18 protein-coding genes, 6 tRNA genes, 3 rRNA genes and 1 riboswitch are annotated in these 25,118 nt (G+C 55.6%); of the genes, 18 read left to right on the top strand and 9 right to left on the bottom strand.

What is annotated here, in order from left to right; translation table 11 throughout:
- Positions 1-99 precede the first annotated feature (99 nt).
- From astB to astE, 3 genes are read left to right on the top strand one after another with little or no spacing between them, the layout of a single operon-like run.
- A complete protein-coding gene (astB, locus tag PSEBG33_RS06670; RefSeq protein ID WP_005790621.1) occupies positions 100-1,446 on the top strand; it encodes an N-succinylarginine dihydrolase in 1,347 nt (448 codons plus the stop codon).
- Between the two features lie 26 nt (positions 1,447-1,472).
- The gene (locus PSEBG33_RS06675; protein ID WP_003175651.1) at positions 1,473-1,760 is read left to right on the top strand and encodes a hypothetical protein; all 288 of its coding nucleotides are present in this window, start codon (positions 1,473-1,475) and stop codon (positions 1,758-1,760) included.
- Between the two features lie 11 nt (positions 1,761-1,771).
- Complete coding sequence (astE, locus tag PSEBG33_RS06680; protein ID WP_005790619.1) at positions 1,772-2,776, top strand: succinylglutamate desuccinylase; 1,005 nt, start codon at positions 1,772-1,774, stop codon at positions 2,774-2,776.
- Here astE and PSEBG33_RS06685 read toward each other — a convergent pair whose 3' ends face one another.
- Together PSEBG33_RS06685 and PSEBG33_RS06690 are read right to left on the bottom strand one after the other, a co-directional pair.
- Positions 2,777-4,396 (bottom strand): M91 family zinc metallopeptidase, encoded by a 1,620-nt coding sequence (locus PSEBG33_RS06685; RefSeq protein WP_005790617.1) that lies wholly within the window; start codon positions 4,394-4,396, stop codon positions 2,777-2,779.
- Between the two features lie 205 nt (positions 4,397-4,601).
- On the bottom strand, positions 4,602-5,114 hold the full coding sequence (locus PSEBG33_RS06690; protein ID WP_005790615.1) for a 6,7-dimethyl-8-ribityllumazine synthase: 513 nt from the start codon (positions 5,112-5,114) through the stop codon (positions 4,602-4,604).
- Positions 5,115-5,210: 96 nt separating this feature from the next.
- A riboswitch (FMN riboswitch) is annotated at positions 5,211-5,380 on the bottom strand.
- Between the two features lie 190 nt (positions 5,381-5,570).
- Here PSEBG33_RS06690 and ltaE point away from each other — a divergent pair.
- From ltaE to mgtE, 8 genes are all read left to right on the top strand, one after another.
- Positions 5,571-6,575 carry a low-specificity L-threonine aldolase gene (gene ltaE, locus PSEBG33_RS06695; protein WP_005790613.1) on the top strand — a complete coding sequence of 335 codons (1,005 nt, stop codon included), beginning with the start codon at positions 5,571-5,573 and terminating at the stop codon, positions 6,573-6,575.
- Between the two features lie 146 nt (positions 6,576-6,721).
- On the top strand, positions 6,722-9,340 hold the full coding sequence (gene alaS, locus PSEBG33_RS06700) for an alanine--tRNA ligase (RefSeq protein WP_005790610.1): 2,619 nt from the start codon (positions 6,722-6,724) through the stop codon (positions 9,338-9,340).
- 95 nt (positions 9,341-9,435) lie between these two features.
- Positions 9,436-10,677, top strand: coding sequence for an aspartate kinase (locus tag PSEBG33_RS06705; protein WP_005790609.1), 1,242 nt, complete (start codon positions 9,436-9,438; stop codon positions 10,675-10,677).
- A gap of 175 nt (positions 10,678-10,852) precedes the next feature.
- Positions 10,853-11,041 (top strand): carbon storage regulator CsrA, encoded by a 189-nt coding sequence (gene csrA / locus PSEBG33_RS06710; protein WP_003175645.1) that lies wholly within the window; start codon positions 10,853-10,855, stop codon positions 11,039-11,041.
- A 62-nt stretch (positions 11,042-11,103) separates the two neighbouring features.
- A tRNA-Ser gene (locus PSEBG33_RS06715) sits at positions 11,104-11,194 on the top strand.
- A gap of 108 nt (positions 11,195-11,302) precedes the next feature.
- Positions 11,303-11,379, top strand: a tRNA-Arg gene (locus PSEBG33_RS06720).
- Positions 11,380-11,451: 72 nt separating this feature from the next.
- Positions 11,452-11,528, top strand: a tRNA-Arg gene (locus PSEBG33_RS06725).
- 349 nt (positions 11,529-11,877) lie between these two features.
- Positions 11,878-13,320 carry a magnesium transporter gene (gene mgtE, locus PSEBG33_RS06730; protein WP_005790606.1) on the top strand — a complete coding sequence of 481 codons (1,443 nt, stop codon included), beginning with the start codon at positions 11,878-11,880 and terminating at the stop codon, positions 13,318-13,320.
- 100 nt (positions 13,321-13,420) lie between these two features.
- Here the strand turns inward: mgtE and PSEBG33_RS06735 are convergent, their stop codons facing one another.
- From PSEBG33_RS06735 to PSEBG33_RS28980, 3 genes are all read right to left on the bottom strand, one after another.
- Positions 13,421-13,747: an Arc family DNA-binding protein gene (locus tag PSEBG33_RS06735; protein ID WP_003193592.1), complete on the bottom strand. Its 327-nt coding sequence runs from the start codon at positions 13,745-13,747 to the stop codon at positions 13,421-13,423.
- 372 nt (positions 13,748-14,119) lie between these two features.
- Positions 14,120-14,299 (bottom strand): PA3371 family protein, encoded by a 180-nt coding sequence (locus PSEBG33_RS29800; protein WP_032803676.1) that lies wholly within the window; start codon positions 14,297-14,299, stop codon positions 14,120-14,122.
- An 11-nt stretch (positions 14,300-14,310) separates the two neighbouring features.
- Positions 14,311-14,538 carry a hypothetical protein gene (locus PSEBG33_RS28980; RefSeq protein ID WP_087945260.1) on the bottom strand — a complete coding sequence of 76 codons (228 nt, stop codon included), beginning with the start codon at positions 14,536-14,538 and terminating at the stop codon, positions 14,311-14,313.
- A gap of 323 nt (positions 14,539-14,861) precedes the next feature.
- Between PSEBG33_RS28980 and PSEBG33_RS06740 the strand changes: the two genes are divergently transcribed.
- The 7 genes from PSEBG33_RS06740 to PSEBG33_RS06770 all read left to right on the top strand — a co-directional run bounded on the left by PSEBG33_RS06740 (position 14,862) and on the right by PSEBG33_RS06770 (position 22,452).
- Positions 14,862-14,938 (top strand) — tRNA-Arg (locus PSEBG33_RS06740).
- Positions 14,939-15,531: 593 nt separating this feature from the next.
- A 16S ribosomal RNA gene (locus PSEBG33_RS06745) occupies positions 15,532-17,067 on the top strand.
- A gap of 124 nt (positions 17,068-17,191) precedes the next feature.
- Positions 17,192-17,268, top strand: a tRNA-Ile gene (locus tag PSEBG33_RS06750).
- A gap of 10 nt (positions 17,269-17,278) precedes the next feature.
- A tRNA-Ala gene (locus tag PSEBG33_RS06755) sits at positions 17,279-17,354 on the top strand.
- 237 nt (positions 17,355-17,591) lie between these two features.
- A 23S ribosomal RNA gene (locus PSEBG33_RS06760) occupies positions 17,592-20,482 on the top strand.
- Positions 20,483-20,639: 157 nt separating this feature from the next.
- A 5S ribosomal RNA gene (gene rrf, locus PSEBG33_RS06765) occupies positions 20,640-20,755 on the top strand.
- Together the 16S, 23S and 5S rRNA genes with 2 tRNA genes alongside form the textbook arrangement of a ribosomal RNA operon.
- Positions 20,756-21,072: 317 nt before the next feature.
- The gene (locus tag PSEBG33_RS06770; RefSeq protein ID WP_005790600.1) at positions 21,073-22,452 is read left to right on the top strand and encodes an MFS transporter; all 1,380 of its coding nucleotides are present in this window, start codon (positions 21,073-21,075) and stop codon (positions 22,450-22,452) included.
- A 57-nt stretch (positions 22,453-22,509) separates the two neighbouring features.
- Here the strand turns inward: PSEBG33_RS06770 and PSEBG33_RS06775 are convergent, their stop codons facing one another.
- The 4 genes from PSEBG33_RS06775 to flgA all read right to left on the bottom strand — a co-directional run bounded on the left by PSEBG33_RS06775 (position 22,510) and on the right by flgA (position 25,096).
- The gene (locus PSEBG33_RS06775) at positions 22,510-23,259 is read right to left on the bottom strand and encodes a flagellar brake protein (protein ID WP_005790597.1); all 750 of its coding nucleotides are present in this window, start codon (positions 23,257-23,259) and stop codon (positions 22,510-22,512) included.
- Positions 23,260-23,355: 96 nt separating this feature from the next.
- Positions 23,356-23,826 carry a flagella synthesis protein FlgN gene (locus PSEBG33_RS06780; RefSeq protein ID WP_005790595.1) on the bottom strand — a complete coding sequence of 157 codons (471 nt, stop codon included), beginning with the start codon at positions 23,824-23,826 and terminating at the stop codon, positions 23,356-23,358.
- Positions 23,827-23,874: 48 nt separating this feature from the next.
- Positions 23,875-24,198: a flagellar biosynthesis anti-sigma factor FlgM gene (flgM, locus tag PSEBG33_RS06785; protein WP_005790593.1), complete on the bottom strand. Its 324-nt coding sequence runs from the start codon at positions 24,196-24,198 to the stop codon at positions 23,875-23,877.
- Between the two features lie 142 nt (positions 24,199-24,340).
- On the bottom strand, positions 24,341-25,096 hold the full coding sequence (gene flgA / locus PSEBG33_RS06790) for a flagellar basal body P-ring formation chaperone FlgA (protein ID WP_005790591.1): 756 nt from the start codon (positions 25,094-25,096) through the stop codon (positions 24,341-24,343).
- Positions 25,097-25,118 lie beyond the last annotated feature (22 nt).

The raw sequence follows: 25,118 nt of genomic DNA, 5'->3' as shown, positions 1-25,118 counted from the left end.
CACCCTGCTATCGTGAGCAAGCCCCCCTCCCACATTTGAACTGTGGTGTGTTCAAGTAATTTGATGCCTATAAAAACAGATGTTCGTGGAGCCTCGCCGATGAAATCCTGTGAAGTCAATTTTGACGGTCTAGTGGGGCCGACCCATAACTACGGCGGTTTGTCCTTTGGCAACGTCGCCTCCCAAAGCAACAGCCAGCAGTCTTCCAACCCGAAGGAAGCGGCGTTGCAGGGCCTGCAGAAAATGAAAGCCCTGATGGACATGGGCTTTGTGCAAGGCGTATTGGCGCCCCAGGAGCGCCCGGATGTGGCCGCCTTGCGCAACTTGGGTTTCAACGGCACCGACGCCAAGGTGATCCAGCAGGCGGCCAAGCAGGCCATGCCGTTGCTGGTAGCCAGTTGCTCGGCATCCAGCATGTGGGTAGCCAACGCGGCCACCGTCAGCCCAAGCGCCGACACCGCAGACGGCCGCGTGCATTTCACCGCCGCCAACCTCAACTGCAAGTACCACCGCAGCATCGAACACCCCACCACCAGCCGCGTGCTGGGGGCGATGTTCGCTGACGGTAAGCACTTCGCTCACCACGCCGCGTTGCCGGCGGTGGCGCAATTTGGTGATGAAGGCGCAGCCAACCACACGCGTTTCTGCCGTGAGTACGGTGAGGCGGGCGTCGAGTTTTTCGTGTTTGGCCGCAGTGCCTTCGACCCCCGTTACCCGGCCCCGCAGAAGTACCCGGCACGCCAGACCCTCGAAGCCTCCCAGGCCGTTGCGCGCCTGCACGGTTTGAAAGATGACGGCGTGGTCTACGCCCAGCAGAACCCGGCGGTGATCGACGCAGGCGTGTTCCACAACGATGTGATTGCAGTGGGCAACGGTGAAGTGCTGTTCTATCACGAGGATGCATTCCTCAATACTGAACAGATGCTCGCCGAACTGCACGGTAAGTTGGGCAAGCTGGGCGGCAACTTCCAGTCGGTATGTGTGCCCCGCGCGCTGGTCAGTGTCGAAGACGCGGTGCGTTCCTATCTGTTCAACAGCCAGTTACTGACCCGCGCTGACGGCTCGATGCTGCTGATCGTGCCGGAAGAATGCCGTGCCAACGAGCGTGTGTGGCATTACCTGCAGGGCCTGACCAGCTCCGGGGGGCTGATCCGCGAAGTCAAAGTGTTCGACCTCAAGCAAAGTATGCAGAACGGCGGCGGCCCGGCGTGCCTGCGTTTGCGCGTCGCCTTGAACGAAACCGAACTGGCGGCGGTGAACCCAGGCGTTATCATGACCGCGCCGCTGTACGAAACCCTGACCCAATGGGTTGGCAAGCACTACCGCGACAGCCTGCGCGAAACCGACCTGGCTGACCCGCAGTTGCTGCTTGAGTGCCGGACGGCACTGGATGAACTGACGCAAATCCTTAAACTGGGCTCGGTTTATCCTTTCCAGATCAATTAACGCCATACGGCTGAGATATTTTATTTATGACCGACACCCTGAAGCTGATCCTTGAAGACACCGACGGCACCCAGCTTGAAACTTCCTGCACCCGCGTTGCCGTGGTCTGGCAGGGCAAGGAGATCTGGATCCAGCACGACGGCCGTGGCCAACTGCTGATTGGTGTGGACGTCGAAGAGGGCGACGCCGAGTACGCCAACCTGCTGATGCGTCCCTTGGCGACCAACCTGATGAGCCTGCAACTGGAAATGGAACCGGCCGACGTTGAGGGTGATGACGACGATCACGTCCATGGTCCTGGCTGCAACCACTAAGGAAGCTGCTTATGCTCGCCCTCGGCAAACTGCTTGAACTGACCCTCGCCGGTCGCGAACCGGCGCAAAAAATTCAACTGACTGTCGACGGCGTGCAGATGCGCTGGCTCAGCGAGGGCGCGCTTGAAGTACGTCCTCCTGAAGCTTTGGACAACGGCAGTGACTTGCTGCTGTCGTCCGGCATCCATGGCAACGAAACCGCGCCGATCGAACTGCTCGACCGCCTGTTGCATTGCATCGCCCGTGGGGAAATCAAACCCCGCTCCCGTATTCTGTTTCTGTTCGGCAATCCCGAGGCCATGCGCCGCGGCGAGCGTTATCTCGAACTGGACATCAACCGGCTGTTCAACGGCCGGCATGAACAAAACATCGGCCCCGAGGCCATGCGCGCCGCCGAGCTTGAGCAATTGGCCCGCAGCTTTTTCAGCCTGCCTGGCCGCTCGCGCCTGCATTACGACCTGCATACCGCGATTCGTGGTTCGAAAATCGAGCAGTTTGCGTTGTACCCGTGGAAGGAAGACCGACAGCATTCACGCCGAGAGCTGGAGCGCCTGAACGCTGCCGGCATGCAGGCGGTACTTCTGCAGAACAAAACCTCGATTACCTTCACCGCGTTCACCTACGAGCAACTCGGCGCCGAGGCTTTCACCCTGGAGTTGGGCAAGGCGCGCCCGTTCGGGCAGAACGAGGGCGTGGATGTGTCGCGCCTGGAAGCGCGTTTGAAGCAGATCATCGAGGGCAACGAGCCTGAGACCGGCAGCCTGGACGGCCTGCAACTCTTCGCCGTTGCACGCGAAGTGATCAAGCACAGCGACGCCTTCGTGATGCACCTGCCGGCGGACGTGGAAAACTTCTCGTCGTTGCCCAAGGGGTACCTGCTTGCCGAAGACGTGGCCAAGACACGCTGGGTGATCGAAGAAGAGGGGGCGCGCATTATCTTTCCCAACCCGAAAGTGAAGAACGGATTGCGCGCAGGCATATTGGTCGTGCCGAGCGATGGTAAGGAGCTGGTCTAGTTACATCAGGTTGTAATGCTGGCGCAGTGGAAGTCCTAGCTCCTGGCGTAACCTGTTTTCACTGAACAGCGGGGGCTCGAAGGGCGCAGGCGGGGCCGAGGGCGCTGAATTGTCATCCGCATCGGCAGACGTTGTCGCTACAGGCACGATGGGTAAGCCTGTGGCTTGCACCTCCGCATTGGACACTTTTCGATTGCGGCTGCGTGGATAATTTTCTTCGCTGAGCCCGCTTTCCACCATGCCAGTAACGTAGTAGTAGGCGTGGCACAACTCGTGAAACAGGCTAATGATGCTCGGGGTTGCTTTAAATAGAACGCCTGTGTTGTACCAGATATCTCCACCGTAAGAGGGTGTGCCCGGTTTGTCCCCCTTCATCAAGGCGTCTGGGGCGGTGTCTGGGTCTGGAATGAACTCGCTGTTGTTACGATCAATCAGCTCATGGATGATGATCGGTCGCCCGCTTTTGCGCTCTGCGCGGGTGAGTTCAGCCAGGAGTCGCTTGCCGGTAGGCGAACAGAGCAGCAGGCGTAGATCGTCATTCACCCGGCTGATAAATGAAGGGCTACCCTGTACCTCAACTCCGGTATGCAACAAGCCGCCAGGCTCACTGTGGACAATGTGGGAGGCGAATTCATTAGAGGCGGGTATTTGCGGTGTGTCGGCGTGCGTCATCACGGCACAGTCAGCGGTGAGTGTGGTGTTCTGGCTGTAGTAAGTGGTGTCTTTAGCCTTTAGCCGAGTGACGTCGTCAAGCCCGCGGCCGGTATAGATAACGTTTGTTCCGCGGCCTGCCTCAATTCGGTCGCCGTCCTCGGCACCACTGAGAATGTTGTGCCCTTCGCCGCCGATAATATGGTCCTGGCCGTCTCCACCGTCGATAAACGTATCGCCGTCACCACTGAGTATGTCGTTGCCAGGCCCTCCGTAAATGAAGGTGTAACTGCGTTTGTGAACATGCACCTCGTCATCGCCATCGCCGGCCTCAACATGACTGTTGCCGTCGAGAATAGTGACTAAATCGTCCCCTGGGCCGGTATCTATGCGTGTGAAATGACCTGCGCTGAGGATTCGATCCTTGCCATCACCGCTGCGGACAGTGATATGGGTTGTCACGTCATCATCGATGTGAATGCGGTCATCGCCACCCTGAGTGATCAACATCAGTGTCTGGAGTGGGGCAAGACGGATCAAGTAAACCGTCTCGTTGATACGCATGGCCAGGGACGGTAAGCGCGGAAGTTCGATAGGTCGACGAGGTTTTAAAATCGTCGGCTGGTTCACTGATGAATGCAACGCGCTATGCAGATGTGCGAGCGACCTGATGCTGATAGTGTCAGGCTTGTCGGAAGTGGTGAACCACAATTGATCGAGTTGGCTGGGGCTAAAGATCTGCCGTTCGATAACGACGTTTTCGTCCTTGAAGATCGGATGGATTTCGATTACGCCGTCACCGGCGGGGTTGTCATAGGGGACTTGGCGCACATGTTGCGAGTGTCGCTCGCCGTCGACGCCTTTGTGAACTTGTGCATCCCATGCCTGTGAACTGGCCTCCAGGTCGGGTGAGCGTGGTCGCGGGAATGTGGAGGCCGAAGTGCCTTCACTCTCTATCGTTTTGGTCATGATTCAATACCTGATCGTTTAGGTTAAGAGAGACCCAATGAGGTCTGCGCTTTAACTAAACCAGATACGCGTGTTGCCAAAACGGTAGATATGCACGGAGGGAGTAGGACGCCTTGGGCAGGCTTTTTCACATGTTGAAATGCTATCTGTTCAGGCAAAAAAATGCCCCGCCAATCGAAAATGGGCGGGGCAGATTTTCTTGCGCTTAAACGGCTCGTTTGTGCTGCTCTTCACTGCGACGGATCGCCCGTACTTTATGCAGAGTATCGGCGCAGGTGCGCGCAGCTTCCTGACCCTTGTGCACAAAGTGCTCATAGAAGAACGTGGTGTGCTCGCTGCCGGCGTGGAAGTGATGCGGCGTCAGGGACACCGAGAACACCGGCACTTCAGTTTCCAGTTGAACCTGCATCAAACCGCTGACCACTGACTGGGCGACGAATTCGTGTCGGTAGATGCCACCATCCACCACCAGCGCGGCGGCGACGATGCCGGCATAGCGACCGGTCTTGGCCAGCAACTTGGCGTGCAGGGGCAATTCAAAGGCACCGCCGACTTCAAAGAAGTCGATGTCTGACTCCTGATAGCCCTGGGCGATCATTTCGGCAAGAAAGCCTTTGCGCGATTGGTCGACGATATCCTTGTGCCAGCAGGCCTGGATAAACGCGACGCGCTCGCCGTGATGGTTTTTGCTTTTGCTGTCGATTGCGGTGGGTTGCATGTTCTGACTCCTGTTTAAGAAAAAAACAGGGCGTTATGAATCGAATGGGATTTAAGGGTACGCAAGCACGCCTGGTGCGCGGCCCTTAGGTGCCAATCCCGTTCTCTCTTCATCCGGACTATGACCGTCGGCCCCGGGATCACACCGGGTCTGCTGACCTTGTCGCCGTTCTGCCGGAGCAGTTCGAGGCGCCAAGCGCTCGCGGGCTATGCACATTGCGTGCAATTACCGCCGGTGGGGAATTGCACCCCGCCCTGAGAACGTTGCCGCCAGAACCCTGGCGGCGGAGAGTTTTTAACACGGTTTTTCAAAAACTGCACGACTGCCGTATCGATAAGCTATATCGGTTTGTTTGGTTGGTATTCGATTGAATGCAGTGGGGGCTTGATATTGCGTGGCTTTGCCCGCAGTAATCACACACGAAAGGACTTATCCATTCCGTTAGAGGCCCCCTTCATGACCGTGATTGACCTGCGCAGCGACACCGTGACCCAACCCACCCCCGGTATGCTCGACGCGATGGCCGGCGCCGTCAGCGGTGATGACGTCTATGGCGAAGACCCCAGCGTCAACAAGCTGGAGGCAGAACTGGCCCGGCGTCTGGGCTTCGCCGCCGCGCTGTTCGTGCCCACTGGCACCATGAGCAATTTGCTGGCATTGATGGCCCACTGTGAGCGCGGCGAGGAATATATCGTCGGCCAGCAGGCCCATACCTACAAATACGAAGGTGGCGGGGCGGCCGTGCTGGGTTCGATCCAGCCGCAGCCGCTGGAAGTGCAAGCGGACGGTTCCCTGGACCTTGACCACGTGCTGGCGGCGATCAAGCCTGACGATTTCCACTTTGCCCGCACGCGCTTGCTGGCGCTGGAAAACACCATGCAAGGCAAGGTCCTGCCGATGGAGTACCTGGCCAAGGCGCGTGCGTTTACCCGTGAGCATGGCCTGGCCTTGCACCTGGACGGGGCGCGGATCTACAACGCAGCGGTCAAGCTGGGGGTGGATGCGCGTGACATCGCCAAGCATTTCGATTCGGTGTCGGTGTGCCTGTCCAAGGGCCTTGGCGCACCGGTCGGCTCGGTGCTGTGCGGTTCCACGGCGTTGATCGCCAAGGCCCGGCGCCTGCGCAAGATGGTCGGTGGCGCAATGCGCCAGGCTGGTTCGTTGGCGGCAGCGGGGCTGTATGCCCTGGATCATCAGGTACAGCGCCTGGCCGAGGACCACGCCAACGCGCAGTGGTTGGGGGATGAACTGCGCAAGGTCGGTTACACGGTGGAGCCGGTGCAGACCAACATGGTCTATGTGCAAATTGGCGAGCAGGCGCAGGCGTTGAAAGCCTTTGCCGCAGAGCGCGGGATCAAGTTGAGTGCCGCGCCGCGCCTGCGTATGGTCACGCATCTGGATGTCAGCCGGGCACAGATCGAGCAAGTCGTGCAGACATTCGTCGCATTTTCGCAGAAATGACAGTGCAGACCGTCTAATTGACTGTTTCTATCACATAAACACGCTGTACCACCGGCGAAGGGCCGATATAATGCGGCCCTTTGCCGTCGCTCCGTCTGATGATGTTGCGCACTGGCCTTTGGCCGCAGCCTCCGTGGAAGAACCTAATGAAAAGCGCAGAAATCCGTGAAGCCTTCCTTCGCTTCTTCGAAGAGCAAGGTCACACCCGTGTAGCCTCCAGCTCCTTGATCCCAGGCAATGACCCCACCCTGCTGTTCACTAACGCGGGGATGAACCAGTTCAAGGACTGTTTCCTGGGCCAGGAAAAGCGCGCCTATACTCGCGCCACCAGCAGCCAGAAGTGCGTACGCGCCGGCGGCAAGAACAGCGACCTGGAAAACGTCGGTTACACCGCGCGTCACCACACGTTCTTCGAAATGCTGGGTAACTTCAGCTTCGGCGACTATTTCAAGAAGGATGCGATTACCTTCGCCTGGACCTTCCTGACCGGCGTGCTGAAACTGCCCAAGGAAAAACTCTGGGTTACCGTCTACGCGACGGACGACGAAGCCTATGACATCTGGACCCAGCAAATCGGTGTACCTGCCGAGCGCATGATTCGCATCGGCGACAACAAGGGTGCACCTTACGCTTCCGATAACTTCTGGACCATGGGCGATACCGGCCCGTGCGGCCCTTGCACCGAGATCTTCTACGATCACGGTGCGGACATCTGGGGTGGCCCACCGGGCTCGCCGGATGAAGACGGTGACCGCTACATCGAAATCTGGAACAACGTGTTCATGCAGTTCAATCGCACCGCCGATGGCGTGTTGCATCCGCTGCCGGCGCCGTCGGTGGACACCGGCATGGGCCTGGAGCGGATCAGTGCGGTCATGCAGCACGTTCATTCCAACTATGAAATCGACCTGTTCACCAACCTGCTGAGCGCTTCGGCTGCGGCCATTGGTTGCACCAATGAAGGCCAGTCGTCGCTCAAGGTGGTATCGGACCATATTCGTTCCTGTGGCTTCCTGATTGCCGATGGTGTGTTGCCGTCCAATGAAGGGCGTGGCTACGTGCTGCGTCGCATCATCCGTCGTGCCTGCCGTCACGGTAACAAGCTGGGTGCCACCGGCAGCTTCTTCTACAAAATCGTGGCTGCACTGGTTGCCGAGATGGGCGATGCCTTCCCGGAGCTCAAGCAGCAGCAGAGTAATATCGAGCGCGTACTCAAGGCCGAGGAGGAGCAGTTCTCCAAGACACTGGAGCACGGCCTGAAGATTCTCGAGCAGGACCTGGCTGAGCTCAAAGGCTCTGTGGTACCGGGCGACGTGGTGTTCAAGCTTTACGACACCTACGGTTTCCCGATGGACCTGACCGCCGATATCGCCCGTGAACGCGAGCTGACCATCGATGAAGCCGGGTTTGAGCGTGAGATGGAAGCCCAGCGTGTGCGTGCGCGTTCCGCCAGCTCCTTTGGCCTGGACTACAACACGCTGGTCAAGGTTGACGTGCCCACCGAGTTCATCGGCTACAAGGCTACCGCCGGCTCGGCCAAGATCGTTGCCATCTATAAAGACGGCAAGTCGGTCGATGTATTGAGCGAAGGCGAAGAAGCCGTGGTGGTGCTGGACCAGACCCCGTTCTACGCCGAGTCAGGTGGCCAGATTGGTGATTGTGGTTTCCTCAGCTCGACGTCCGGCCGTTTCGAGGTGCGCGACACCACCAAGACCGGCGGTGCTTTCCTGCATCACGGTGTGTTGGTGCTGGGCAGCCTGACCGTCGGCGCGCCAGTGGATACCCAGGTCGATGCCGACGTACGGCACGCAACTGCGTTGAACCACTCGGCCACTCACTTGCTCCACGCTGCCTTGCGTCAAGTGCTGGGCGAGCATGTTCAGCAAAAGGGCTCGTTGGTCGACAGCCAGCGCCTGCGGTTTGACTTCAGCCACTTTGAAGCAATCAAGCCTGAGCAGATCAAGGCGCTGGAAGATATTGTCAATGCCGAGGTGCGCAGGAACACGCCGGTAGAAACTGAAGAAACCGACATCGAAACCGCCAAGGCCAAGGGCGCCATGGCGTTGTTTGGCGAGAAGTACGGCGACGAAGTTCGCGTGCTGAGCATGGGTGGTAGCTTCTCGGTCGAGTTGTGTGGTGGTATCCACGCTAACCGTACCGGCGATATCGGCCTGCTGAAAATCATCAGCGAAGGCGGTGTGGCGTCCGGTGTGCGTCGTATCGAGGCGGTGACCGGTGCTGCGGCCCTGGCTTACCTCAATGCCGCCGAAGAGCAACTCAAGGAAGCGGCCAGCCTGGTCAAGGGCAGCCGTGACAATCTGATCGACAAACTGTCTGCCGTGCTGGAGCGTAACCGTGCGCTGGAGAAGCAACTGGAGCAGTTGCAGGCCAAGGCGGCCAGTGCTGCGGGCGATGATCTGTCGGCCTCGGCGGTTGACGTCAAGGATGTGAAAGTTCTGGCGGCGCGCCTGGACGGGCAGGACGGCAAGGCGTTGTTGGCCTTGGTCGATCAGTTGAAGAACAAGCTCGGCCGCGCAGTGATCCTGCTCGGCAGTGTCCATGAGGATAAGGTCGTTCTGGTTGCCGGTGTAACCAAAGACCTGACTGGCCAACTCAAGGCCGGTGATTTGATGAAGCAAGCCGCTGCGGCAGTGGGCGGCAAGGGCGGTGGTCGTCCGGACATGGCACAAGGCGGTGGTGTAGACGCCGGTGCCCTGGACGCGGCCCTGGCCTTGACCGTGCCGTTTGTCGAGGCAGGTATTTAAGGCACTGTTAATCGGCCCGTGGTCTAGTCACGGGCTTGTTCAGTGCGGGTGGATTGGATATTAGGCGCCCCTTTACGGGCTGAGGCGGCTTGGAAATGGCTTTGATCGTACAGAAATTTGGAGGCACCTCGGTCGGCTCTGTAGAAAGAATCGAGCAGGTCGCCGACAAGGTTAAGAAATTCCGCGATGCCGGCGATGACCTGGTAGTGGTGCTGTCAGCCATGAGCGGCGAGACCAATCGCCTGATCGACCTGGCCAAGGCTATCAGTGGGGATCAACAGCCGTTGCCACGTGAGCTGGATGTGATTGTGTCCACGGGCGAGCAGGTGACCATTGCGCTATTGGCCATGGCTCTTAACAAGCGTGGCGTGCCAGCGGTGTCCTACACGGGCAGCCAGGTGCGCATTCTCACCGACAGCGCGCACACCAAGGCGCGCATCCTGCAGATTGATGATCAGAAAATTCGTACTGATCTGAAGGCAGGGCGCGTGGTAGTTGTAGCGGGTTTCCAAGGTGTGGACGAGCAAGGCAACATCACCACCCTCGGGCGTGGCGGTTCTGACACCACGGGTGTGGCACTGGCGGCAGCGCTCAAGGCTGACGAATGCCAGATCTATACCGATGTGGATGGCGTCTACACCACTGACCCGCGCGTCGTGCCAGTGGCCCAGCGCCTGGACAAGATCACCTTTGAAGAAATGCTGGAAATGGCCAGCCTTGGTTCCAAGGTGCTGCAGATTCGCGCGGTGGAGTTCGCCGGCAAGTACAACGTTCCGCTGCGCGTATTGCACAGCTTCAAGGAGGGTCCGGGCACCCTCATTACTATTGATGAAGAGGAATCCATGGAACAGCCGATCATTTCCGGCATCGCTTTCAACCGCGATGAAGCCAAGCTGACGATCCGTGGCGTGCCAGACACCCCGGGCGTGGCTTTCAAGATTCTGGGTCCTGTCAGCGATGCGAATGTTGAAGTCGACATGATCGTGCAGAACGTTTCGCACGATAACACCACCGATTTCACCTTCACCGTGCACCGCAACGAATACGATGCGGCATTGAAAATCCTGCAGAACACTGCGAGCGAAATTGGCGCCCGTGAAGTGGTTGGCGATACCAAGATTGCCAAGGTATCGATCGTAGGGGTGGGCATGCGTTCCCATGCCGGCGTTGCCAGCCGTATGTTCGGGGCCCTTGCCAAGGAAGGCATCAACATCCAGATGATTTCCACTTCGGAAATCAAAGTCTCGGTAGTGCTCGAAGAGAAGTACCTGGAACTGGCTGTACGCGCGCTGCATACCGCTTTTGAGCTTGACGCTCCGGCCCGACAGGGCGAGTGATGTATTGCCAGGAAGGCGCGGTTTACCGCGCCTTTCATTTTTTTGTGGGGCGCATGTTCTTTTGCGTGGGCTCGACAATACTTAGGTGTGTAGGGCTACGGCTTTTGGGTTGTAGGTCGAATGCCTTTTTTTTGCAGACTGTTGTTCCTGAACTGAAATGCGTGAGGAGAAAGGCATGCTGATTCTGACTCGTCGTTGCGCAGAAAGCCTGATTATCGGTGATGGCGAAATCACCGTGACCGTGCTCGGCGTCAAAGGCAATCAAGTGCGTATTGGGGTTAACGCTCCAAAAGAGGTAGCGGTTCACCGCGAGGAAATCTACCTGCGGATCAAGAAAGAGAAGGACGAAGAACCAAGCCTTTAATTTTTATCGTTTTTTATGTTTGCAAACGGGGATGAACGTGGTTAATATACGCCCCGTGTTGCGGAGAGCTGGCCGAGTGGCCGAAGGCGCTCCCCTGCTAAGGGAGTACACCTCAAAAGGGTGTCGGGGGTTCGAATCCCCCGTTCTCCGCCATTATTTGCTTAGTACGTTGCAATCTGGTTTTTTCGGTAAGTTGTTGAAAATACTCGAAAAAATAGCTTTACATAGAGATTGAACGGCCTATAATGCGCGGCAACAAATGCACTCGTAGCTCAGCTGGATAGAGTACTCGGCTACGAACCGAGCGGTCACAGGTTCGAATCCTGTCGAGTGCACCATTTAAGAGTTAGTTGCAGCGATGCAGGTAACTCGGCTTCAACCAGTTGTGATCTGGTCTAAAAACACAATCTGCACTCGTAGCTCAGCTGGATAGAGTACTCGGCTACGAACCGAGCGGTCACAGGTTCGAATCCTGTCGAGTGCACCATACAAACAAAAAGCCCGCCTAGTGCGGGCTTTTTGCCGTCTGGGGTTTATGTAGGTTTTATCCTGGTGTGGGTCTTTTTATCTTTCCCATGTGTTTTCCCTCTCGTGCGTGTCGTCGCATTTCTATAGGTGCAGCCAATACTGAACATTGGCTCGCAAGCGCTTGTTCTTTCCAGTTTTTTAACGTTTAAAACGGCCGGGCGGTGTATCATGCGCCCGTCAGCCCCGTCGGGGCTTGTGGAATACCTCCATGGACTTACCCAGTAGTGACTCAGTACCCCGTTTTACCAATCATGAATTGACTGATTGATCCTTCCGGCGTGCCCCGCTGCTGGGAGTGGAGTTCGCCTATGACCGAAGTAGAAGTAAAGAAAACACAAGAAAGCCTGCAGGATCGTCTGGCTCAAGTCATCGAGCTGCTGCAGCGCCAGCGCGTGGTCGAAGACCTCACGCACCGCCAGGAAGGTCCGAACCACGACCGCGTTGAAAACCTGGTTCACCGGCAAAACCTCGTGGAGTTACAACGCAAGCTCGATGACCTGCACTCCGCCGACGTTGCCTACATCCTCGAAGCTTTGCCGCTGGATGATCGACTGACACTTTGGCAGTTGGTCAAGGCTGATCGCGACGGTGACATCCTTCTGGAAGTGTCTGACTCGGTTCGTGAGACTCTGATCGCCGACATGGATGATCATGAGCTCCTGGCCGCCGCCAAGGAGATGGATGCCGACGAACTGGCCGACCTGGCACCTGAGCTGCCCCGGGATGTTGTCCATGAGTTGATGGAGGCGCTCGATACGCAGCAGCGTGAGCGCGTGCGATCGGCGCTGTCCTATGACGAGGACCAGGTCGGTGCGCTGATGGATTTCGAGATGGTCACCATCCGCGAAGACGTCAGTCTGGAAGTGGTACTGCGTTACTTGCGTCGCCTCAAAGAGCTGCCGGGCCATACCGACAAGCTGTTCGTGGTCGACTACGAGGGAATTCTCAAGGGCGTGTTGCCGATCAAGCGTCTGCTGGTCAATGATCCCGAGAAGAAAGTAGCTGACCTGATGGCCAGCGATACCGTCAGCTTCCATCCTGACGAAGATGCCTACGACGCGGCCCAGGCTTTTGAGCGTTACGACTTGATCTCGGCTCCGGTGGTCGACAAGAACGGCAAGTTGATCGGTCGTCTGACCATCGATGAAATCGTTGACTTGATCCGTGAAGAGAGTGAAACCGAAGTCCTCAACATGGCGGGTTTGCGTGAAGAGGAAGATATTTTTGCGTCAGTCTGGCGTTCTCTGCATAACCGCTGGGCCTGGCTGGCGGTTAACCTGATCACGGCATTTATCGCATCTCGTGTAATCGGGTTGTTTGAAGGCTCAATCGAAAAGCTGGTGGCATTGGCGGCGTTGATGCCGATTGTTGCGGGTATCGGCGGTAACTCCGGCAACCAGACCATCACCATGATCGTGCGGGCCATGGCGCTGGATCAGGTGAGTACGGCCAACTCTTCACGCCTGCTGCGCAAAGAGCTGGCTGTAGGCCTTATCAACGGTCTGGTGTGGGGTGGAGTGATTGGTGTGGTGGCCTATCTCCTGTATGGCAGTTGGTCTCTGGGTGTGGTGATGACGGCCGCCATGACCTTGAACCTGCTGCTGGCTGCCTTGATGGGGGTATTGATCCCTATGACCCTGGCGCGCCTTGGTCGCGATCCCGCCATGGGAGCCAGCGTGATGATTACCGCCATGACTGACAGTGGTGGCTTCTTCATCTTCCTGGGCCTGGCAACGATTTTCCTGCTCTGATCCTTTCTGCGGGGGCATGTCTGCCCCCGCTTTGCGCCCCATCTCCAAAATTCAGGCAAAAAAAAGCCAGCACATGGCTGGCTTCGGCTTTCAGTGTCAATCAATTGGCTTCTGCGGCCGCCTCAACATCGTGAGCGATAAGCGAGACGAGGGCGTTTTGCTGGCGGTGGGAGAGCTGACGAAAACGCTGCAGCAGTTCGCGTTCGTGCAGTGACAGCTCCGGGCTATCCAGGCGCATGCTCAACTCTTCACCCAAGGCACCTTCCTGAATAAGGCTCTGTTCCAGGCGTGCGATGATTTCAGAGTTCATGCTGCGGTGATGATTGCGAGCCACCTCGGCAATGCGTTCCCGCATTCCGTCTGGCAGACGTACGACGAATTTGTCAGCCGTACGGCTGGAATAAATTGCCTGTTTCAATGGGCGCATATATTTAACCGGTTAGTTCAGGGGAGCGGTTTCTGGAATTGGCCGCAAGATGAGTGTTAAGACAAGGCTCACGACCAAAGTTCAACCCGAATTGCAAAGAGGCCGCATCATGCCTCAGATTTGCCATTTCATTGGCGTCAATTCTGTGACAAATATTGAACCGCCTAAAGGCTTTGTGCCAGTACTGATTTGCATTTTTGCGGACTGGTTTGAAAACTTTGGCGCTGATGCAGTGCTAGTCCATCAACGCGCAGGGCTGCGGCGCATCTGGGTTGAAGGGCGCAGTGCAATATGGCCTTTTGCCCTCAGTCTTAAGCCTAGTGGCAGTTTGCCGATTTGCTAGGGTGATTCGACATAAGGTAGGGGAGGGGGTCAGCGAAGCAATGGATCGAACTTGATTCGGCGACCGGCGATGAGTGCCAACATCAATAGGCTACCAAACACGGCGCTGACGATGAAGGCGGTGGCTTGAGCTCTAGGGCAGTCAGTAGCGAGGCCCAGAAAGCCTGCCATGAGGGTCAAGCATAGAAAAAGCCAGGCAGGTTTGGACATTGATAGTTATCTCAGAAAACCCAGTGCTCGGATGTAGGTGCAGCTTGTATTTCTTGGGTCAGGAGCACGGGCGACTGCTGAGTAGCAGTGACTACCGCCAGTTGGGGCCGTTGTTGCAGATGATGGGGAACTGCTTGGCTGATCAGTGCGGCATCTTGAGTATTTACTGGCTGGAAATGAAATATCACCAGTACGGCCAGGGCCACGGCATTGAGAGCTAATAGTAGTACGCTATTCATGGTCATGTTCTCCGTGGTGCTTGGTTCGCTTGGTTTATGCAAAGAGCATTGCAGATGCCGTGCCAAACTATTTTACCTTTAAAATCAATTAGTTGATTTGCCTGCGAGGGGGCTTTGGGTTGCAGTTTGCAATGATGGCATTTTGAGGTAGTGCAATTTGCACGATCCCTGCAAGTGCCCGTGTTTGCTGGGTGAAGCTATAAAGGTATGTGCAGGGATCGCCCTACAAGCAAAATGCCTAAGGACGACATGACAAAACCTACCTCGGCCGTTAAGATGCACGCCGTCTGTCGCTGGTCTTATCCGTGACGCGCTTGTCATTTGTCCCAGTAGCTCAATTGGATAGAGCATCCCCCTCCTAAGGGGAAGGTTGGCCGTTCGAACCGGCCCTGGGACACCATCTTTATAGGCTGAACGCCTGCCATGGCGTTTACTGCTATCTACAAGCCATCCGCCTTTCTCTCTGCTGCATTTCCTTCGATCTGAATCCAGCTATCTGTTGATAGCCTGGCATTTGTTGCAGGTTGTTTTTTGCGTCAGGAGGATCCAGTGCGGGCAATGCGCTGGCTCCCTTCTTTATATGCAGAGATTCACAGAGGGCTCCAGGCCTGGTGCACGGCAGGCCAAATGGGCGTTTTGAGTTTTTTGATTTAAGGGGTTGACGCACATGCAAATCCCTGTAGAATTCGCCTCCCGCTTCGGAGAGATCTTAAGCGCAAGTGGTTGAAGTTGTTGAAGAAATCTTCGAAAGCTTCTGAAAATAATCACTTGACAGCAAATGAGGCTGCTGTAGAATGCGCGCCTCGGTTGAGACGAAAGATCTTAACCAACCGCTCTTTAACAACTGAATCAAGCAATTCGTGTGGGTGCTTGTGGAGTCAGACTGATAGTCAACAAGATTATCAGCATCACAAGTTACTCCGCGAGAAATCAAAGATGTAACCAACGATTGCTGAGCCAAGTTTAGGGTTTCTTAAAAACCCAAAGATGTTTGAACTGAAGAGTTTGATCATGGCTCAGATTGAACGCTGGCGGCAGGCCTAACACATGCAAGTCGAGCGGTAGAGAGAAGCTTGCTTCTCTTGAGAGCGGCGGACGGGTGAGTAATGCCTAGGAATCTGCCTGGTAGTGGGGGATAACGTTCGGAAACGGACGCTAATACCGCATACGTCCTACGGGAGAAAGCAGGGGACCTTCGGGCCTTGCGCTATCAGATGAGCCTAGGTCGGATTAGCTAGTTGGTGGGGTAATGGCTCACCAAGGCGACGATCCGTAACTGGTCTGAGAGGATGATCAGTCACACTGGAACTGAGACACGGTCCAGACTCCTACGGGAGGCAGCAGTGGGGAATATTGGACAATGGGCGAAAGCCTGATCCAGCCATGCCGCGTGTGTGAAGAAGGTCTTCGGATTGTAAAGCACTTTAAGTTGGGAGGAAGGGTTGTAGATTAATACTCTGCAATTTTGACGTTACCGACAGAATAAGCACCGGCTAACTCTGTGCCAGCAGCCGCGGTAATACCGAGGGTGCAAGCGTTAATCGGAATTACTGGGCGTAAAGCGCGCGTAGGTGGTTTGTTAAGTTGGATGTGAAATCCCCGGGCTCAACCTGGGAACTGCATTCAAAACTGACTGACTAGAGTATGGTAGAGGGTGGTGGAATTTCCTGTGTAGCGGTGAAATGCGTAGATATAGGAAGGAACACCAGTGGCGAAGGCGACCACCTGGACTAATACTGACACTGAGGTGCGAAAGCGTGGGGAGCAAACAGGATTAGATACCCTGGTAGTCCACGCCGTAAACGATGTCAACTAGCCGTTGGAAGCCTTGAGCTTTTAGTGGCGCAGCTAACGCATTAAGTTGACCGCCTGGGGAGTACGGCCGCAAGGTTAAAACTCAAATGAATTGACGGGGGCCCGCACAAGCGGTGGAGCATGTGGTTTAATTCGAAGCAACGCGAAGAACCTTACCAGGCCTTGACATCCAATGAACTTTCCAGAGATGGATTGGTGCCTTCGGGAACATTGAGACAGGTGCTGCATGGCTGTCGTCAGCTCGTGTCGTGAGATGTTGGGTTAAGTCCCGTAACGAGCGCAACCCTTGTCCTTAGTACCAGCACGTCATGGTGGGCACTCTAAGGAGACTGCCGGTGACAAACCGGAGGAAGGTGGGGATGACGTCAAGTCACCATGGCCCTTACGGCCTGGGCTACACACGTGCTACAATGGTCGGTACAGAGGGTTGCCAAGCCGCGAGGTGGAGCTAATCCCATAAAACCGATCGTAGTCCGGATCGCAGTCTGCAACTCGACTGCGTGAAGTCGGAATCGCTAGTAATCGCGAATCAGAATGTCGCGGTGAATACGTTCCCGGGCCTTGTACACACCGCCCGTCACACCATGGGAGTGGGTTGCACCAGAAGTAGCTAGTCTAACCTTCGGGAGGACGGTTACCACGGTGTGATTCATGACTGGGGTGAAGTCGTAACAAGGTAGCCGTAGGGGAACCTGCGGCTGGATCACCTCCTTAATCGACGACATCAGCTGCTCCATAAGTTCCCACACGAATTGCTTGATTCATTGAAGAAGACGATAGAAGCAGCTTTAAGCTCCAAGCTGATAGCTCTTAGCTAATCAGTTACGCGCTCGAAATTGGGTCTGTAGCTCAGTTGGTTAGAGCGCACCCCTGATAAGGGTGAGGTCGGCAGTTCGAATCTGCCCAGACCCACCAATTTTGTTATGGGGCCATAGCTCAGCTGGGAGAGCGCCTGCCTTGCACGCAGGAGGTCAACGGTTCGATCCCGTTTGGCTCCACCATTAACTGCTTCTGCTGTTAGAGTTTAGAAATGAATATTCTGAAGTGAATATTGATTTCTAGTCTTTGATTAGATCGTTCTTTAAAAATTTGGGTATGTGATAGAAAGATAGACTGAACGTTACTTTCACTGGTAACGGATCAGGCTAAGGTAAAATTTGTGAGTTCTCTTAATTGAGAAATTCGAATTTTCGGCGAATGTTGTCTTCACAGTATAACCAGATTGCTTGGGGTTATATGGTCAAGTGAAGAAGCGCATACGGTGGATGCCTTGGCAGTCAGAGGCGATGAAAGACGTGGTAGCCTGCGAAAAGCTTCGGGGAGTCGGCAAACAGACTTTGATCCGGAGATGTCTGAATGGGGGAACCCAGCCATCATAAGATGGTTATCTTGTACTGAATACATAGGTGCAAGAAGCGAACCAGGGGAACTGAAACATCTAAGTACCCTGAGGAAAAGAAATCAACCGAGATTCCCTTAGTAGTGGCGAGCGAACGGGGACTAGCCCTTAAGTGGCTTTGAGATTAGCGGAACGCTCTGGAAAGTGCGGCCATAGTGGGTGATAGCCCTGTACGCGAAAATCTCTTAGTCATGAAATCGAGTAGGACGGAGCACGAGAAACTTTGTCTGAATATGGGGGACCATCCTCCAAGGCTAAATACTACTGACTGACCGATAGTGAACTAGTACCGTGAGGGAAAGGCGAAAAGAACCCCGGAGAGGGGAGTGAAATAGATCCTGAGACCGTATGCGTGCAAGCAGTGGGAGCCCACTTTGTTGGGTGACTGCGTACCTTTTGTATAATGGGTCAGCGACTTATTTTCAGTGGCGAGCTTAACCGAATAGGGGAGGCGTAGCGAAAGCGAGTCTTAATAGGGCGTCTAGTCGCTGGGAATAGACCCGAAACCGGGCGATCTATCCATGGGCAGGTTGAAGGTTGGGTAACACTAACTGGAGGACCGAACCGACTGCCGTTGAAAAGTTAGCGGATGACCTGTGGATCGGAGTGAAAGGCTAATCAAGCTCGGAGATAGCTGGTTCTCCTCGAAAGCTATTTAGGTAGCGCCTCATGTATCACTGTAGGGGGTAGAGCACTGTTTCGGCTAGGGGGTCATCCCGACTTACCAAACCGATGCAAACTCCGAATACCTACAAGTGCCGAGCATGGGAGACACACGGCGGGTGCTAACGTCCGTCGTGAAAAGGGAAACAACCCAGACCGTCAGCTAAGGTCCCAAAGTTATGGTTAAGTGGGAAACGATGTGGGAAGGCTTAGACAGCTAGGAGGTTGGCTTAGAAGCAGCCACCCTTTAAAGAAGGCGTAATAGCTCACTAGTCGAGTCGGCCTGCGCGGAAGATGTAACGGGGCTCAAACCATACACCGAAGCTACGGGTAGCACGTAAGTGATGCGGTAGAGGAGCGTTCTGTAAGCCTGTGAAGGTGAGTTGAGAAGCTTGCTGGAGGTATCAGAAGTGCGAATGCTGACATGAGTAACGACAATGGGTGTGAAAAACACCCACGCCGAAAGACCAAGGTTTCCTGCGCAACGTTAATCGACGCAGGGTTAGTCGGTCCCTAAGGCGAGGCTGAAAAGCGTAGTCGATGGAAAACAGGTTAATATTCCTGTACTTCTGGTTATTGCGATGGAGGGACGGAGAAGGCTAGGCCAGCTTGGCGTTGGTTGTCCAAGTTTAAGGTGGTAGGCTGGAATCTTAGGTAAATCCGGGATTCTAAGGCCGAGAGCTGATGACGAGTTAACTTTTAGTTAACGAAGTGGTTGATGCCATGCTTCCAAGAAAAGCTTCTAAGCTTCAGGTAACCAGGAACCGTACCCCAAACCGACACAGGTGGTTGGGTAGAGAATACCAAGGCGCTTGAGAGAACTCGGGTGAAGGAACTAGGCAAAATGGCACCGTAACTTCGGGAGAAGGTGCGCCGGTGAGGGTGAAGGACTTGCTCCGTAAGCTCATGCCGGTCGAAGATACCAGGCCGCTGCGACTGTTTATTAAAAACACAGCACTCTGCAAACACGAAAGTGGACGTATAGGGTGTGACGCCTGCCCGGTGCCGGAAGGTTAATTGATGGGGTTAGCTAACGCGAAGCTCTTGATCGAAGCCCCGGTAAACGGCGGCCGTAACTATAACGGTCCTAAGGTAGCGAAATTCCTTGTCGGGTAAGTTCCGACCTGCACGAATGGCGTAACGATGGCGGCGCTGTCTCCACCCGAGACTCAGTGAAATTGAAATCGCTGTGAAGATGCAGTGTATCCGCGGCTAGACGGAAAGACCCCGTGAACCTTTACTATAGCTTTGCACTGGACTTTGAATTTGCTTGTGTAGGATAGGTGGGAGGCTTTGAAGCGTGGACGCCAGTCTGCGTGGAGCCAACCTTGAAATACCACCCTGGCAACTTTGAGGTTCTAACTCAGGTCCGTTATCCGGATCGAGGACAGTGTATGGTGGGTAGTTTGACTGGGGCGGTCTCCTCCTAAAGAGTAACGGAGGAGTACGAAGGTGCGCTCAGACCGGTCGGAAATCGGTCGTAGAGTATAAAGGCAAAAGCGCGCTTGACTGCGAGACAGACACGTCGAGCAGGTACGAAAGTAGGTCTTAGTGATCCGGTGGTTCTGTATGGAAGGGCCATCGCTCAACGGATAAAAGGTACTCCGGGGATAACAGGCTGATACCGCCCAAGAGTTCATATCGACGGCGGTGTTTGGCACCTCGATGTCGGCTCATCACATCCTGGGGCTGAAGCCGGTCCCAAGGGTATGGCTGTTCGCCATTTAAAGTGGTACGCGAGCTGGGTTTAGAACGTCGTGAGACAGTTCGGTCCCTATCTGCCGTGGACGTTTGAGATTTGAGAGGGGCTGCTCCTAGTACGAGAGGACCGGAGTGGACGAACCTCTGGTGTTCCGGTTGTCACGCCAGTGGCATTGCCGGGTAGCTATGTTCGGAATAGATAACCGCTGAAAGCATCTAAGCGGGAAACTAGCCTCAAGATGAGATCTCACTGGAACCTTGAGTTCCCTGAAGGGCCGTCGAAGACTACGACGTTGATAGGTTGGGTGTGTAAGCGCTGTGAGGCGTTGAGCTAACCAATACTAATTGCCCGTGAGGCTTGACCATATAACACCCAAGCAATTTGTTTCTCGAAAGAGCATCAGATTGCGGTGTGTGAAGACGAAGATGAACCGAAAGTTCGACGCTCACAAAACACCGAAAGCTGTCACATACCCAATTTGCTGAAGCGAGACCAACTGGTCGCGACTCAGTACCCGAATTTCTTGACGACCATAGAGCATTGGAACCACCTGATCCCATCCCGAACTCAGCAGTGAAACGATGCATCGCCGATGGTAGTGTGGGGTTTCCCCATGTGAGAGTAGGTCATCGTCAAGATTAAATTCCGAAACCCCTGTTTGCTAACGCAAACAGGGGTTTTGTTTTGGGCGGTCGAAAAGTACCGAGCTATTCAATACCCACAGCTTTTTGCAAAGCCTCAAAGATCAGTCGAACCTTGCAGCGCTTCAGGGTTCACAGCAGGGGCGTCATGTATTTATCTCTACCGTTGTGTACCTACAGACACAGGTGCAACGTCTGAGCTCTTATGCAAAATAATCCCCGGAAACAGGCCGCACCGCCTGTCCGGACCCGACCACCCGGACTATCATGCCGATAGCCCAATCCCTTACCGCAAGGAGCCGCTCGGAACGCCGATGCGCCAGATCTGGAAATCTTTTCGAGCCCTTTATTTCGCCTCTTTGATGATGCTGATTGGCTCCGGCCTGCTCAGTACTTACCTGGCCTTGCGCCTGGCGGCAGACAATGTCGACAGTTTGTGGGTCGGTGCGCTGATGGCCGCCAACTATTTTGGCTTGGTACTGGGCGGCAAGATCGGGCATCGCCTGATAGCCCGCGTTGGACATATTCGTGCCTACGCGACTTGCGCCGGAATCGTCGGCGCGGCAGTGCTGGGTCATGGCTTGATTGATTGGCTACCTGCCTGGATCGTGCTGCGGATAATCGTCGGCCTGGGGATGATGTGCCAGTACATGGTTATCGAAAGCTGGCTCAATGAACAGGCGGATGCCAAGCAGCGTGGCGTAGTGTTCAGCGGCTACATGATCGCGTCCTACCTCGGGTTGGTACTGGGGCAGTTGATCCTGGTCATGCATCCTCACCTTGGGCTTGAACTGCTGATGTTGGTCGCGTTGTGTTTTGCGTTGTGCCTGGTGCCTGTGGCCATGACCCGACGCATTCACCCCGCGCCCCTGCACCCGGCCCCGATGGAGCCCCGTTTTTTTATAAAGCGTGTGCCACAGTCTCTCAGTACGGTGCTGGGCGCGGGCTTGATCGTTGGGTCGTTCTACGGTTTGGCGCCGCTCTACGCGTCTCAGCAGGGGCTGACGACTGAGCAAGTCGGCTTGTTCATGGGTAGCTGCATTTTTGCCGGCTTGGTCGTTCAGTGGCCGCTGGGATGGCTATCGGACCGCTATGACCGCGCGCTGTTGATTCGCTGCTTTGCGTTGTGCCTGGCCGTAACAGCGTTGCCGCTGGCGATCATGACTCAAGTACCGCTGGAAGTGCTGTTTGTGGCAGGCTTCTTCTGTTCGCTGGTGCAGTTCTGCCTTTACCCATTGGCAGTGGCTTTTTCCAACGATCATGTAGAAGGTGATCGTCGGGTTTCGCTGACGGCCATGTTGTTGGTGACCTACGGCATAGGCGCCAGTATCGGCCCACTGTTGGCGGGTGTCGTGATGAAGTTGTTCGGCAGCCAGATGCTCTACGCGTTTTTCAGTTTGTGTGCGTTGATCCTGGTATGGCGCATCCGTCCCAAAGCAGTGACCAACCTGCACCAGGTCGACGACGCCCCGCTGCATCACGTGGCGATGCCTGACAGCATGTCCAGTTCACCGCTGGTAGCAGCGCTCGACCCACGGGTGGATGAGCAAGTGGTGCAGGAGCAGATGCAGGTCACTGTCCCTGACCCGGAACCCGAGCCAGACCCGGTAACTGATGAGCCAGCCAATGAAGAGCCGCAGGAGCCGGTAGACCCGGATGAACATCCCCATGACTTGAGCAGGGCACGCCCCTGAATGAAAACGGGCAGTTCCTATCAGGAACTGCCCGTTTTTTATTTCAGCGTCTAAACCTTAAAGATCATCGTCCTTGTCGAAGCGCCGAGCCTCGCGCTGCAGCTGGTAGACAAAACGCTCCACCTGGCGCTGCACCAAACCACTCATGTTGTGAAAACGCACGCCAGCAAAGGTCGTGTTGATCTTGTCTTCGAAGTGCAGGTAGCGCAGTTCGACGGAGGTGGTCATGCTGCCAAAGGGCAGGGCGGCGATAAAGCGGTCATAGACCTGGCCCAACTGAAGGCGCTCGGAGATATCGCCCTCAAAGCGCAATTTGCAGCCAGTGGCGGAAATGTCCAGAAGTTTGCCGCTGATCGGTGCCTTGAGCTTCTCGCCGCCCAGTTCGATATTCACCAATTGCGCAAGTTTCAGTGCGGCGCGAAATGCATTGCGCCGCTGATGATAAACCACCTCGTCAGGCATGCTGCCGCTATAGATACGGTGGCCGTCTTTTTCGCTGATGTTCAGCGTGCCATTGCTTTCCCAGGCAACCCGTACACCTTCATGGAAGCCTTCGATACGAAAGGGTTCGCCGTTCTCGAGGTAGCGCTCACCGTCTCGGGGGATCATTTCATCCAGGGCCAGCGTTTTGCTGTCCCGATCAATATCCACCAAATAGCTCTGAAAGCGCTGGCTGCGTTCGTGGAAAGTGATGATCAGCGGATCATGGCTTTCTTGCAGCATCCGTAATGTGCTGGCGACTTCCAGAGGCGTAGTGAGCACCTTCGGTGGCTGCGGTGCATCTTCCGCATTAGGGGCGTTGAACACGGTTCTTCCATCTCCAGACAAAGTACGACTACACGCAAGAACCGGCATTTTGCCAGTATGTAGCGCTCCTTGGATAGGTCGCGCTGTAAACCGGTGTCAGGCTTGGCTGCGGGTACTTGGCTTGACCAGGCGAGAGGTGGAGCCTTGGGCGTTGTACAGGGCCGGAGGCTCACCACCGTGCAGTATGCGCAACTGATTGGCGGTCGTGGCTTGCTGAAGCTGGATTGATTGGCCGTTGAGCAGGTTGGCTTCCTGGCACTGGGCAAGCAATTGATTGAGTTCTTTGCTTTGCGCCAGTAATTGATCACCGACCGAGGAGTGGCTAGCCAGTTGTGCCAGGCCTTCGTGATCGGCAGGCAGGCCCAGGCTGATGAGTATCTGGCTGCGCTTCTTGCCGTGTTGTTCGAGCAACACAATCAGCGACTGCTTGCGCGCCAGGATTTCTTCGAGCAAGGGCATGTCCCGGCCGTACAGGGCCAGGGATTCTTCCTTGAGCAGCTCAAGCAACTGGTGCGTTGGCGCCAGATCATCAATGATCAGTTGAAGCAGATGTTCGTCGTGGTGCATGGCTGGCCTTGGGTTTTAAGCGTCCAAAAGCCCTGCGCAGGCTTTTGCCTAGCGCTCGGCTTCGAAGTTAAGCAGCTTATTGGCTACACGGCTGCTGTCGACTTTATAGCTGCCGTCGGCGATGGCCTGTTTCAACTCAGCCACGCGAGCTTTATTGACAACCGGCTGATCACGCAGCGAGTCAGTGACCTTCTGCAACTGTTGAGCCTCATTGCTCAGGTGTACCGATTCCCCGCTCTGGCTGGCGCTGGCCTGCTCTGCCTTGGCGGGCAAGGGCTGGGACTTGGCTTCTACGCTGTCCTTGACACCGTTGGTGCGCGTATTGCCCGGCAAAGCCTGGGTGTTATTCAAACGACTGAAATCAATGACCATGGTGAAAAAACCTCTGGGTATTTGGACGCTTGCCATGTTTTCGGCCATACCCGGGCAAACTTTAGGCTCGATTGACAATAAACCTGTACCGCTCGACATCCAACACACAGTGTAGGAAAAGCCGGCCTGTGATTCCAGTGATCTATAAAGCGACCTCGACCTGACCAGGCGCCGTGACCCGCGCCTTGATCACGCGATTGGAGTTGAGATTCTTGACGCGAATCTGCTCGCTCATGCCGCCATTGGACAGTGCCTCCCCTGGCATCCTTACGTTCAGCCCGCCACTGCTGGCCGAAATCACCACCTGGTCACCCTTGCGAATCACTTCAGCCTGTTCCAGGTGAACCAGTGTGATGACCTGATCGGTGACCATTGGTCGGGTGAGTCTCTGCCCGATAGCCTGATCCACTGAGGTCAGGTAGCCCTGGTTGATCAGGCTGATATCGCGCTCGCGCAGGGCCACATCCTCGTAGCCGATGATGCCGGTGCGTTTCAACGGCCGCGCGACCACTACCACATCGCGGAACAGCTTGACCTGAGCCGGCACGAATACCGTCCAGGGCGAGGCGCCTTCACAGCGAACTTTTACCGTTACGCGTCCGATGGGCTGGGCAGGGCTTTCCAGCGTGGCTGTCAATTCCTTGTCGCACATCGGCATGCGCAAGCGCGGGTCCAACTGGCTGACCTGAATTTCATAACGTCCCGGCGTCTGCGTGGTCGCCAGATAATCTTCTACAGTGAATTCAAGAAAACCTTGGGTGACGCCGATAAGGAGATCAGGCAGGGTGACATTGTCGGCGCGTGCGGTAGCGCCAATGCTCAAGGCAAGCAGCGCCATCACGGCGCAGAACAGCCTGCGGTGGCTAGGGCGTCGGGAAACTGTCGTTTTAATATCCATATTTAATAAATAGCAAAGCTCG

This window comes from Pseudomonas synxantha BG33R, assembly GCF_000263715.2.
GTDB lineage: Bacteria > Pseudomonadota > Gammaproteobacteria > Pseudomonadales > Pseudomonadaceae > Aquipseudomonas > Aquipseudomonas synxantha_A.
This window is presented reverse-complemented; position numbering and strand designations above follow the sequence as displayed.

Bases quoted from the DNA above. Each gene is read 5' to 3' on its own strand.
- flgM (WP_005790593.1), bottom strand. From the start codon at position 24,198: ATGGTCATTGATTTCAGTCGTTTGAATAACACCCAGGCTTTGCCGGGC.
- mgtE (WP_005790606.1), top strand. From the start codon at position 11,878: ATGACCGAAGTAGAAGTAAAGAAAACACAAGAAAGCCTGCAGGATCGT.
- PSEBG33_RS06735 (WP_003193592.1), bottom strand. From the start codon at position 13,747: ATGCGCCCATTGAAACAGGCAATTTATTCCAGCCGTACGGCTGACAAA.
- PSEBG33_RS06675 (WP_003175651.1), top strand. From the start codon at position 1,473: ATGACCGACACCCTGAAGCTGATCCTTGAAGACACCGACGGCACCCAG.
- PSEBG33_RS28980 (WP_087945260.1), bottom strand. From the start codon at position 14,538: ATGAATAGCGTACTACTATTAGCTCTCAATGCCGTGGCCCTGGCCGTA.
- PSEBG33_RS06685 (WP_005790617.1), bottom strand. From the start codon at position 4,396: ATGACCAAAACGATAGAGAGTGAAGGCACTTCGGCCTCCACATTCCCG.
- alaS (WP_005790610.1), top strand. From the start codon at position 6,722: ATGAAAAGCGCAGAAATCCGTGAAGCCTTCCTTCGCTTCTTCGAAGAG.
- ltaE (WP_005790613.1), top strand. From the start codon at position 5,571: ATGACCGTGATTGACCTGCGCAGCGACACCGTGACCCAACCCACCCCC.
- csrA (WP_003175645.1), top strand. From the start codon at position 10,853: ATGCTGATTCTGACTCGTCGTTGCGCAGAAAGCCTGATTATCGGTGAT.
- PSEBG33_RS29800 (WP_032803676.1), bottom strand. From the start codon at position 14,299: ATGTCCAAACCTGCCTGGCTTTTTCTATGCTTGACCCTCATGGCAGGC.
- PSEBG33_RS06780 (WP_005790595.1), bottom strand. From the start codon at position 23,826: ATGCACCACGACGAACATCTGCTTCAACTGATCATTGATGATCTGGCG.
- PSEBG33_RS06705 (WP_005790609.1), top strand. From the start codon at position 9,436: ATGGCTTTGATCGTACAGAAATTTGGAGGCACCTCGGTCGGCTCTGTA.
- astE (WP_005790619.1), top strand. From the start codon at position 1,772: ATGCTCGCCCTCGGCAAACTGCTTGAACTGACCCTCGCCGGTCGCGAA.
- PSEBG33_RS06770 (WP_005790600.1), top strand. From the start codon at position 21,073: ATGCGCCAGATCTGGAAATCTTTTCGAGCCCTTTATTTCGCCTCTTTG.
- flgA (WP_005790591.1), bottom strand. From the start codon at position 25,096: ATGGATATTAAAACGACAGTTTCCCGACGCCCTAGCCACCGCAGGCTG.
- PSEBG33_RS06690 (WP_005790615.1), bottom strand. From the start codon at position 5,114: ATGCAACCCACCGCAATCGACAGCAAAAGCAAAAACCATCACGGCGAG.
- astB (WP_005790621.1), top strand. From the start codon at position 100: ATGAAATCCTGTGAAGTCAATTTTGACGGTCTAGTGGGGCCGACCCAT.